The sequence below is a fragment of the Brachybacterium sp. Marseille-Q7125 genome (genome assembly GCF_023062615.1).
Classification (GTDB): domain Bacteria; phylum Actinomycetota; class Actinomycetes; order Actinomycetales; family Dermabacteraceae; genus Brachybacterium.
Genome location: NZ_JALLAL010000040.1, coordinates 15946 through 27212 on the forward strand (window position 1 = coordinate 15946; position 11267 = coordinate 27212).

Annotated in this window: 9 protein-coding genes; 7 read left to right on the plus strand and 2 right to left on the minus strand. The window is 71.6% G+C overall.

The genetic code is table 11. From position 1 onward, the window contains the following. Positions 1-9: 9 nt before the first annotated feature. The 7 genes from MU407_RS10420 (at position 10) to hutH (ending at position 8293) form a co-directional block, all read left to right on the plus strand. Positions 10-810, plus strand: a complete 801-nt coding sequence (locus tag MU407_RS10420) for an IclR family transcriptional regulator (RefSeq protein WP_102235686.1) — start codon at positions 10-12, stop codon at positions 808-810. A 170-nt stretch (positions 811-980) separates the two neighbouring features. Then, on the plus strand, positions 981-2663 hold the full coding sequence (gene hutU, locus MU407_RS10425) for a urocanate hydratase (RefSeq protein ID WP_102235687.1): 1683 nt from the start codon (positions 981-983) through the stop codon (positions 2661-2663). A gap of 296 nt (positions 2664-2959) precedes the next feature. After that, positions 2960-3469 (plus strand): hypothetical protein, encoded by a 510-nt coding sequence (locus tag MU407_RS10430; RefSeq protein WP_246957265.1) that lies wholly within the window; start codon positions 2960-2962, stop codon positions 3467-3469. A 94-nt stretch (positions 3470-3563) separates the two neighbouring features. Next, complete coding sequence (gene hutI, locus MU407_RS10435) at positions 3564-4766, plus strand: imidazolonepropionase (protein WP_246957267.1); 1203 nt, start codon at positions 3564-3566, stop codon at positions 4764-4766. 239 nt (positions 4767-5005) lie between these two features. Beyond that, complete coding sequence (locus MU407_RS10440) at positions 5006-6037, plus strand: YjiH family protein (RefSeq protein ID WP_246957269.1); 1032 nt, start codon at positions 5006-5008, stop codon at positions 6035-6037. Positions 6038-6084: 47 nt separating this feature from the next. Next, positions 6085-6504, plus strand: a complete 420-nt coding sequence (locus MU407_RS10445; protein ID WP_246957271.1) for a GNAT family N-acetyltransferase — start codon at positions 6085-6087, stop codon at positions 6502-6504. 241 nt (positions 6505-6745) lie between these two features. Next, positions 6746-8293: a histidine ammonia-lyase gene (gene hutH / locus MU407_RS10450; protein ID WP_246957273.1), complete on the plus strand. Its 1548-nt coding sequence runs from the start codon at positions 6746-6748 to the stop codon at positions 8291-8293. On the opposite strand, the gene MU407_RS10455 is transcribed toward hutH, so the two are convergent. Together MU407_RS10455 and MU407_RS10460 are read right to left on the minus strand one after the other, a co-directional pair. After that, positions 8274-9023: an SPFH domain-containing protein gene (locus MU407_RS10455; protein WP_246957275.1), complete on the minus strand. Its 750-nt coding sequence runs from the start codon at positions 9021-9023 to the stop codon at positions 8274-8276. The two genes, hutH and MU407_RS10455, sit on opposite strands and share 20 nt — an antisense overlap. 456 nt (positions 9024-9479) lie before the next feature. Then, positions 9480-11117 (minus strand): PHP domain-containing protein, encoded by a 1638-nt coding sequence (locus MU407_RS10460; protein WP_246957278.1) that lies wholly within the window; start codon positions 11115-11117, stop codon positions 9480-9482. Positions 11118-11267: the final 150 nt, after the last annotated feature.

An 11267-nucleotide genomic window follows, 5' to 3' on the forward strand; every position in this document is an offset into this window, starting at 1 on the left:
TTGGATCCCATGACGTCTCCTAAGGTCCCCGCGGCCGACGCGACGCTGCGTCTGCTGACCCTGCTCGCTGCGCGCCCGGACCCGGTGCCGGCGGCGCGCCTGGCGGCTGAGCTCGAGCTGCCGCGCTCGCGCACCTACGACCTGCTGGCCACCCTCGTCGAGCACGGCTATGTCATTCACCTGAGCGAGGAGCGGCTGTACGGCCTGGGCCCGGCCGCCCATCAGCTCGCCGGCGGCTATGTCCGACAGGACCCGCTGGCGCGCATCGGCCGCCGCGTGGTGGAGACGATGGTCGATGAGGTGGGGGAGTCCGGCCACCTCGCGGTGCTGCACGGTCGGGACGTGCTGTACGTCGTGGAGGAGCGCGCCAAGGGCCGCCCCAGCCTCGTGACCGATGTGGGGGTGCGCATCCCCGCGCATCTGACCGCCTCGGGCCGCGCCATCCTCGCCGGGCTGCCACCCGCGCAGGTGCGTGCCCTGTATGGGCGGACGGCGGATTTCTCCTCCCGCACCGAGGTGCCCGGTCCGCAGTCCCCGGCGGAGCTGCGGGAACTGCTCGGCCGGGTGCGCAGCGAGGGGCATGCCCGCGAATCCGGAGAGGTCACCGAGGGGTTCTCCTCGGTGGCCGCGCCGGTGCGGGACCATGCCGGCTGGCCGGTCGCGTCCGTCGCGATCACTGCGCAGACGTCGTTCGGCGCCACCGCCCGCACCGGGGAGAAGGACCCGACAGACCGGCTCGTGGAGGCTGTCACCCGCGCCGCCGCGGAGCTCACCCGTCGGCTACGCGGCCGCACCGCCCCGACCACCTGACACCTGCGGTGGATCGAGCGTGCGCTCGCGCGGGATGACCTGCTGCGATGTCGCCGCCACACCCCTCAGGTCCGACATACCGGACAGCTTGCGCGCCTGTCCTCTCCTCATCGATGCCCCGGGATGGTTGAGTGGACGAATCCCCGCACCACCTGCCCCAGGAGACGATGATGACCCTGCCCGGAGCCCGCCCCGTCCGCGCCCCCCGCGGCACCGTGATCAGCGCCAAGTCGTGGCAGACCGAAGCGCCGCTGCGCATGCTCATGAACAACCTCGACCCCGAGGTGGCCGAGCGTCCCGACGACCTCGTGGTCTACGGGGGCACCGGCCGCGCCGCCCGCTCCTGGGAGGCGTTCGATGCGATCGTCGACTCCCTGCTGGATCTCGAGGATGACGAGACCCTGCTGGTGCAGTCCGGCAAGCCCGTCGGCATCCTGCGCACCCACGAATGGGCTCCGCGTGTGCTCATCGCCAACTCCAACCTCGTGGGCGACTGGGCCACCTGGCCCGAGTTCCGCAAGCTCGAGGCCGAGGGCCTGATGATGTACGGCCAGATGACCGCCGGCTCCTGGATCTACATCGCCACCCAGGGCATCCTCCAGGGCACCTACGAGACCTTCGCCGCCGTGGCGAAGAAGCGCTTCGGCGGCACGCTCGCCGGCACCATCACCCTGACCGGCGGTTGCGGCGGCATGGGTGGTGCGCAGCCGCTCGCGGTCACTCTCAACGACGGCGTGTGCCTGGTGGTGGATGTGGACCGCGCCCGCCTGGAGCGGCGCGTCGCCAAGCGCTACTGCCATGAGATCGCCGATGACCTCGAGGACGCGGTCGCGCGCGCCAACCGTGCCAAGGAGGAGAAGCGCGGGCTGTCCATCGGGATTGTCGGCAACGCCGCAGAGGTGTTCCCGGCACTGCTGGCCAAGCAGCGCGCCGGGGAGATCCGCATCGACGTGGTCACCGATCAGACCTCCGCCCACGATCCGCTGAGCTACCTGCCCGTGGAGGTCGCGGTCGACGAGTGGCAGCGCGAGGCCGAGGCGGACCCGGAGGGCTTCACCAAGAAGTCCCGCGAGTCCATGGCCCGCCAGGTCCAGGCGATGGTCGAGTTCCAGGACGAGGGCGCCGAGGTGTTCGACTACGGCAACTCGATCCGCGATGAGGCCCGCCACGCCGGCTACGACCGCGCCTTCGCCTTCCCTGGCTTCGTCCCCGCCTACATCCGCCCCCTGTTCTGCGAGGGCCTGGGCCCCTTCCGCTGGGTGGCGCTGTCCGGCGACCCGAACGACATCGCCGTCACCGACGCTGCGCTCAAGGAGCTGTTCCCCCAGAACGAGCACCTGCACCGCTGGCTGGACGCCGCCGCGGAATACGTGGAGTTCGAGGGCCTGCCGGCGCGCATCTGCTGGCTCGGCTACGGCGAGCGTCACCGTGCCGGCCTGCTGTTCAACGACCTGGTGCGCGAGGGCAAGGTGAAGGCCCCGATCGTCATCGGCCGCGACCACCTGGACTCCGGCTCGGTCGCCTCCCCGTACCGGGAGACCGAGGCGATGCTGGACGGCTCCGACGCGATCGCGGACTGGCCGCTGCTGAACGCGCTGACGGCCGCGAGCTCCGGCGCCACCTGGGTGTCGCTGCACCACGGTGGTGGGGTGGGCATCGGCCGCTCCATCCACGCCGGTCAGGTGGGGGTGGCCGACGGCACCGCGCTCGCCGCCCGCAAGCTCTCGCGCCTGCTCACCAACGATCCGGCGATGGGTGTGATCCGCCACGTGGATGCCGGATACTCCCGCGCCGACCAGGTGTCCCACGAGCGCGGGGTGCGCATCCCCATGACTCCGACGCGGCGGGACTGAGCCCGCGGCGGGGAGTGCGTGAGGGCCGGGGAGCATCTGCTTCCCGGCCCTTCGGCGTCACTCTCAGCTGTCAGGGATCTCCCCGATTGCCACGTCTTCACCGGGTACGGCGACAATCGCTGTCGCCATGCCCGCTCACCGCCCTCGTCCAGTGCATCACGAACACCAGAGGGTGCGCGATGGGGGCACGTCCCCATCGCTTGGCCGACACGTCTCCTTGCTCCGCTGCTGGCTCCGTGCGACGCTCATGCATGGCCGATCACTGGCGACGACCTGACGGGGGCACGATGCGCCGGATGCGACGAAGGACGCTTCTGCTCTGGTTCCTGCCCGCCGTCGCCCTGGCGAGCTGCGAAGCGAACGGTCCGGGTGAGGACGAGGATCCAGAGCAGGACGGAGACGCCATGGATACCACGCGCAAGAGCGCGGAGGAGACGCGGGAGCTCGCGGACGCTCTCCTCGCGGATGCCGAGCAGGCGCTCACCGAGGTCTTCCCGGGCCTTACGTGGGTCTCGGACGGCGAGGCAACGAGCACCACCGAGGACGGGACCTGCGTGTACCGGCCCGCATCGCGGCGTGTCGACACGTACCTCGGGCGCGAGAAGGAGGACCACCCGCTGATCGAGGAAGCGCTCACGGAGGCGCTTGCCGCGCATGGCCTCCCGGAGCCCGAGCCGCTCACCGGAGGCGTCGGCGGATGGCTGACGACGAGCAGCCGCGGCAACGGTCTGGAGCTCGAGTTCCGGTCCAAGGGGTACGCCGAGCTGCGGGTGAGCGCCCGCAGCGACGGGCCCTGCACGGAATGATCCCGCCGCGTTCCGGGAGTCAGTGAGTGTCCGGAGACACGTACGCGTCCTCTCCCGGCACGACGAACGCGCCGCACCGGCCTAGCCTCGTTCTATGACTTCCACCCTGTTGACCGGCATCAGCGAGCTGTGGACCCTCGACCCGGACCTCGATGAGCCCGGCACGGCCGCGACCGATGCCCAGGTGCTGCGTGATGCAGCGCTGCTGATCACCGACGGGCAGGTGGCCTGGTACGGCCCGGCCGATGAGGCCCCGTCGGCCGATGACACGATCGATCTCGAGGGCCGCGCGGTGCTGCCCGGCTGGGTGGATTCCCACACTCACCTGGTGTTCGACGGGGACCGCTCAGGAGAGTTCGAGGCTCGCATGGCCGGGCAGTCCTATGCCGCCGGCGGTATCCAGGTCACGACCGACGCGACCCGCGAGGCCTCCGATGCGCGGCTCGAACAGCTCGTGCGCGAGCGGATCGACCAGGCCGTCGCCGGGGGCACCACGACCCTGGAGGCGAAGACCGGCTATGGGCTGACCGTCGAGGATGAGGCCCGCGCGGCCCGCATCCTCGCCCGGCTGCGGGAAGCCGGGCAGGTGGACGCCGTGACGTTCCTGGGCGCTCACCTGGTGCCCGGCGAATACCGCAACCGGGCCGAGGAGTACCTCGAGCTCGTGATCGGTCCGATGCTCGCAGCCGTCGCCGAGCACTGCGACTTCATCGACGTGTTCTGCGAGGACGGCGCCTTCACCCGCGAGCAGTCCGCGCGTGTCCTGGTTGCGGGGCGTGAGGCGGGCCTCGGCCTGCGGGTGCACGGCAATCAGATCTCCGCAGCGCAGGACGGACTGGGCCTTGCCGTCGAACTGGGCGCCGCGAGCGTGGACCACCTCAACCATCTGGCCGACGGCGACCTCGAGAAGCTCGCGGAGTCCGGCACCGTCGCGACCGTCCTGCCGGCCTGCGACCTGTCCACCCGCGCGCCGCTCGCCCCCGCGCGCGAGCTCCTCGACGCCGGCGCCACCGTCGCGATCGCCTCGAACTGCAACCCCGGCACCTCCTACACCTCGGCGATGAGCTTCTGCGTCACCACCGCGGTGCTGCAGATGCACCTCTCGCTCGCCGAGGCGATCCGCGCCGCCACCCGCGGCGGGGCGGCGGCGCTGGGCCGCAGCGACCTCGGCCATCTCGGGGTGGGGGCGCGGGCCGATGTGCACGTGCTGGACACCCCGCATGCGATCGACCTCGCCTACCGGCCCGGGATGCCCCTGACCCACCGGGTGTGGCGCGCCGGACACGAGCACCTATGAGACCACCACGCTGGTGAGACGGCCTCGCGCCGCACCTCATCCCCCGGCACACTGGCGCTGACTCACCGGTCACAGAGCGCCGGGGCGCACCGCCGCGACTCTCCCCGCAGTCCTTCTCCCTGGAAAGGACGGTCGACGATGAAGCCGACCCCCACTGTCCATTCGTCACCGGCTCGTGGAAGAAGGGCATCCTACGCACCGTCTTCGCCTTCGCGAACATCGTGGGCCTGGCGGTCGCGGTGTGTGCAGCGCTGGGATGGTTCCCCGGCCCGCTGGGCAATCCGGGCATCGGCCCGTTCCTGTGGGAGAAGCTCGCGATCCCCGTCGGGCTCATCGTCCCCGTCGGCGCGATCTTCCTGGCCCTGCTGATCAACTACGGGCTGATGGAGTTCATCGGCGTGCTGGTCCAGCCGATCATGCGACCGGTCTGGAAAGTGCCCGGGCGTGCAGCCGTGGACGCGGTGGCCTCGTTCGTCGGCTCCTACTCCCTGGCCCTGCTGATCACGGACCGGGTGTACCGCGAGGGCCGCTACACCGGGCGGGAGGCGGCGATCATCGCCACCGGCTTCTCCACGGTCTCCGCGACGTTCATGCTCATCGTGGCCAGCACCCTGGAGCTCATGGATCGGTGGACGCTGTACTTCATCGTCACCCTTGTCGTCACGTTCGCGGTCACGGCAATCACGGTGCGGATCCCCCCGCTGGGCACCATCCCCGATGAGCCGCACGAGGATGCCGAGCATGACCCGGAGCCCGAGGCCCGGGGGAACCGCCTGCGTCACGCCTGGGATGAGGCGATGCGGGCGCTGCACACCGCGCCGAGCCTGCCCCGCGGGACATGGGCGACGTTCCGCGATGGCGTGCTCATGAGCTCCGCGATCGTCCCGTCGATCCTCTCAGTGGGGCTCGCGGGCCTGCTGCTGGCCACCTACACGCCGGTGTTCGATGTGATCGGCTGGCTCTTCGTGCCCTTCGCCTGGCTGGTGCAGCTGCCGGATCCGGCCCTGGCCGGGAAGGCTGTCTCGGTGGGCATCGCCGAGATGTTCCTGCCCGCCACCGTGGTGGCCTCGCACCCGTCGGAGGTGCTGCGCTTCACCGTCGGCGTGGTTGCGGTCTCGCAGATCATCTTCTTCTCCGCCCTGGTGCCCTCGATCCTGGCCACCTCGATCCCGGTGAGCGTGTGGCGTCTGGTGGTGCTGTGGATCGAGCGCGTCATCCTCACCATCCTCATCACCGCCCCGCTCGCACACCTGCTGCTGCTCGTGGTGTGAGGGGAAAATTCATCGACCGGCGGTGGGCCGCGCCGTACCCTGCCGCCATGCACCTCACCACCCGCCCCCTGGCGCCCGACGACCGTGCGCAGGTCATCGCCCTGTATGACGCCGTCGGCTGGGGTGCATACACCGCGGACCCCGGCCGGCTCATACGTGCCCTCGCCGGCTCCGCCGTGGTGGCGACCGCCTGGGACGGTGGGGAGCTCGTGGGGCTCGCCCGCGTGCTCAGCGACGGCGAGACCATCGCCTACCTGCAGGACATCCTGGTGCGGCCCGACCATCAGCGCCGCGGCATCGGCGCGCGGCTGCTGCAGACCGTCCTCGAGCCCGTTGCACAGGTGCGCCAGACCGTCCTGCTGACCGACGACGAGCCTGGACAGCGGGCCTTCTACGAGTCGATGGGGTTCACCGAGGCGCATGACCACAGCCCGGGGATGCGGTCCTTCGTGCGGCTGCAGCCCTAGCGCCGCGTGATGGTCCCGCTCGGCGCACAGCTCGACGCGATGCGTACCGGGGAGGTGCTGGAGCTGCGGGTCGTGGAGGGCGAGCGCTGAGCATCCCCGGTAAGAGTCCGGGGTGCCGGACTCGCGTCAGCTCGCTGGAGGGCCGAGAGAGCATCGTCGCTGTTCACGGTGCTAATCGGCTCCTCCGTCGGAGTCTCGGTCCGTGCTTGGAACCGGGCTCTCACCCTGCCAGAATCCGCACATGACCACTCCTGCCGCGATCACCCTGTCCACTTCCGGCATCACCGCCGCAGACGTCCTCGCCGTCGCCCGTCACGGCGCCCGTGTGGACCTGGACCCGGCCGCCCGGGAGCAAGTCGCGCAGGTCCGCGCCCACGTGGACGCCCTCGCCGCCGGCGAGACCCCCGTCTACGGCGTGTCCACGGGCTTCGGCGCGCTCGCCGACACCTCGATCCCGCCGTCGATGCGCCACGCACTGCAGCGCTCGCTGATCCGGTCCCACGCCGCAGGCACCGGCCCCGAGGTGGAGACAGAGGTGGTGCGCGCCCTCATGCTGCTGCGCGCCCGTACCCTCGCCTCGGGCCGCACCGGCGTGCGCCCCGTCGTCGTCGAGACGATGCTCGCCCTGCTGAACGCCCACATCACCCCCATCGTCCACGAGTACGGATCCCTCGGCTGCTCCGGGGACCTCGCCCCGCTGTCGCACTGCGCGATCGTCCTCATGGGCGAGGGGCGGGCCCGCGACCGCGACGGCGTGGAGCGGCCCGTCCCCGAACTGCTCGCCGAGGCCGGGATCGAGCCGATCCTGCTTGAGGAGAAGGAGGGCCTGGCCCTCATCAACGGCACCGACGGCATGCTCGGCATGCTGCTGATGGCGCTGGCCGACCTCGACGAGCTCACCCGCGCCGCGGACCTCACCTGCGCGCTGTCCGTGCAGGGCCTGCGCGGCCGCGACACCGTCTTCGCCGCCCAGCTGCATGAGCCGCTGCGCCCCCACCCGGGGCAGGCCGCATCGGCCGCGAACATCCATGCGCTGCTCGCGGACTCCCCGATCGTCGCCGACGTCCTCGCCGAGGGCTCGCGCGTGCAGGACGCCTACTCGCTGCGCTGCGCCCCGCAGGTCGCCGGCGGCGTGCGCGACACGATCGAGCACGCCCGCACCGTCGCCGAGCGCGAGCTCGCCGCCGCGATCGACAACCCCGTGGTGCTGGAGGACGGCACCATCACCTCCAACGGCAACTTCCACGGCGCGCCCGTCGCGTACGTGCTGGACTACCTGGCGATCGCGAGCGCGGACCTCGCCTCCATCGCCGAGCGCCGCACCGACCGCATGCTCGACAAGGCCCGCTCCCACGGGCTGCCCCCGTTCCTGGCCGATGACCCGGGCGTGGACTCCGGCTTCATGATCGCCCAGTACACGCAGGCCGCCCTGGTCTCCGAGATGAAGCGCCTGGCGGTGCCGGCGAGCGTGGACTCCATCCCGTCCTCCGCCATGCAGGAGGACCATGTGTCGATGGGCTGGCATGCTGCCCGCAAGCTCCGCACCAGCGTGGACAACCTCCGCCGCGTGCTCGCCATCGAGCTGCTCACCGCCGCCCGTGCGATCGACCTGCGCGCGCCGCTCACCCCGTCGGCCCCCTGCGCCGCCGCGATCTCCGTGCTGCGAAAGACGGTCGAGGGACCTGGCCCGGACCGCTTCCTCGCCCCGGACATCGCCGAGGCGGAGGCGCGGCTGCGGGACGGGTCCCTGCTCGCGGCGGTGCAGGAGGTCAGCGGTCCTCTGCGCTGATCTCGTCGGCGCCGGACGCGCCGGCAGGTGCGGAGGACGCATCGGCCGCAGGGCCGATGCCGAGGCTGCCGTCGACCTTCAGCGTGGTGCCGTACGGCAGCGACTCCAGCAGACGCAACCGCGCCAGCACAGGGCTCTTCTCGAGCATCTGTGCGGCGGCCAGACGCGCCCGCGTGGCCTTCACCTCGCCGCGCGCCCGCTCCAGATCCTTGGCGACCTCCAGCTCCGTGACCAGCGCCTGTTCGCGCGCGTCAGCGAGCGACCGCGGGGCGGAGACGTCCTTGAGCAGAACATCCAGCACCTGAAGGCCCACCGCCTCCCCGGCCGTGCGGGCCGCGGCGAGCACCGGCGCGAGGTCCACCTCACGGCGCAGCAGCTCCTCCAGCTCGGTGCCCGCCACGACCTCCCGCAGCGCGATCTGCACCGCGAGGTACACCTCCTCCTCGGCCGCCGATGCCGTGGTCACCAGACGCACCGCGTCGGCCACCCGCAGGCGCACCGCCGCGGTGACGTGCACGTCCACGCCCTCGCGCACCGCGATGGCCTGCGGCGCCAGCGTCAACAGGCGCGTGCGCAGATCCACCTGCGCCACCCGGTCACCCGGCCGGGCGAACGTCGGCGCCGCGAGCTGCTCCACCCGGCCCCCGCGCACACGCAGCACCGCGTGCCCCGGCAGCGGTGCCGGGGTACGCAGACGGGCGCGACGGAAACGGGCATCGACGGTGGACATGAGGGCCTCCTGGTCAGGGATGGACAAGGGGTCCGAGGACCCTGGTGGACGAGATGGGTGGTCAGGCGGATGCCGCCGGGCGGACGCGGAACGGGCGGGGTGCCGACGCGTCACCCGGCACGCAGCCGGGATCGGTGACGGACCGCTGGCCCGGGCCGCGGGGGCCCGCCGGGCGGCATCCAGAAGGGACTTGAACCCTGTTGATCCCGCAGGATCGTGCCTCTGCGTCACAGCGCAGTGCGCCGCTGGTCGATATGCGGAACGCCTCGGGAAGACCTCTGGCGCCGCTCCCCGAACGGCACGGACCAGTATGCGCCCGGGTGGCGGGACCTGCCAAACGATTTATCGGCGAGGAGCGGAAGGAAATGACCTCTGAGCGGCACGCTGCGTGCATAGTGCAGGCGTCGTGCCGCTGAGAGGTCGAATTCCTCCGCCCAGGCCGGGTCCTGCGCCGCCTCAGCGCACCTCGATGAACATCGGGTTCGTGTAGAACCAGGTGTCGGCCCAGGGGTTGCCGGCGTCCGGCTCGCCACCGTGGGGGATCGGCCCAGCCGGATCCACATCGGCCCCCATTGGACCGACGCCCGAGCGGTTCCCGTCGGAGCCGCGCAGCCGCACGTACAGGTCCGAGTTCACCGGCCCCAAGGAGAACTCGAGCGTGTAGGGCTCCTGGCCGCGGTCAGCGGTGTCCTGGCGCTCGGCCACGCGGGTGTTCGGGGTGGACTGGGTGTCCGGGTCATCGAACGGCCCGGTGACATCGCCGCGGATCAGATCCACATGCGCGAGCACCGGCAGGATCCCCGCCGAGTTCTCGCGCGTGGCTGGCGTGACGTGCACGCGCAGCACCACCTCGGTGCCCGCGGCGACCTGGAGGGTGCCGCCCAGGGTGACGGCCGCGGAGCCGTCGGCGGTGGTGAGCTCGACCGCGAGGTCGCCCAGCAGGTGGCCGTGGTCGATCCACACTCGGCCTGCACGCAGCGCCTCCATCACCGCCAGGTGGGAGCGGCTGGTGGCGCCCACGTGGGTGCGGGAGAACTGGCCGGGCCAGTAGTCGCTGCCGCCCTGCGGTTCGCCGGTGTCCACGGGGACGGGGCGGCGGCCGGCGCGGTCGAAGTTCGCGCCGCTGGCACCCTCGTCCCAGCCCTCGCCGGTGGGGTAGTCGCCCACGCGCCAGGTGTCGTGGGTCTTCAGGTGCAGGTCCGAGTTGGAGGTGATCCAGTAGCGACGGCCCTCGGCGAGCAGGGAGTCCCACACGCCGCCCACCACGGAGGTCATCCAGTCAAAGCCGCCGCGGGTCACGTAAGACTCGGCCGGGTAGTCGGGGTGGGAGTCCGGGCGCGGGGAGTTCTCGTACTCGCCGCGCTGGTACTCCGGGGCCCGGTTCTTGCCGAAGGCGGAGCCCTGGGCGCCGGGAGCACCCTCCATGCCGATGAAGATCTCGGGATCCGCGTCCTGCCACAGGCGCAGCTCATGAGGTGCGTCGATGCCCAGGCGGCTGGGATGGTTGGCCAGCACCAGGACGTCGTCGATGAAGCCGTCGCGCTTCATCTGCCCGAGCCAGGCGATCGCGTCGGCGGCGTGCTGCTCCCATTCGGCCTCTTCGACGGAGCCGACGTCGGGCTTCTCCCAGCCGTTGAGCTTGCCGTCGTGCATCAGCTCGAAGGTGCGCAGCAGGCGGGCCTCATTGGGGCCGGGGGCGACCATGACGGTGCCGTGCTCGGCGGCGGGGATGTACCACTCCAGGCCCTGGAAGACGAGCAGGTCGCGGCCTTCGCGTGCGGCGCGGATCTCGCGGTTGGCCTCCCAGACGCCGCCCTCGTGGGCGTGGCCCAGGTTGGCGTGCTCGGTGAAGGCGATGGCGTCCACGCCGAACTGTTCGGCGCGGTCCAGCACCTGCTCCATCGTGTACTTCGCGTCATGGGAGTACAGGGAGTGGACGTGGTGGTCGAGCACCAGCCAGGTGAGTTCGGAGCCGACGGGTGCGGCCGGGGCCGGAGAGGAGGGGAGGGCTGCTGCGGGGGTGGCAGGCGCTGCGGCGGCGCTGGTGCCGGGGAGGACGGCGGCGCCAGCGGCGAGGGAGCCGGCGCGGAGCACGGGGCGGCGGGGGGGGGGGGGGGGGGGGGGGGGGGGGGGCCCCGGGCGGCGCCTATACACAACTGGGGGCGGGGGCGGGGAGCCCTGGGGCGGGCTGCGGGGGACGTCGGCGGAGTAGAAAAAAAAGGAATAGCAGTGGCAGCAGAGACG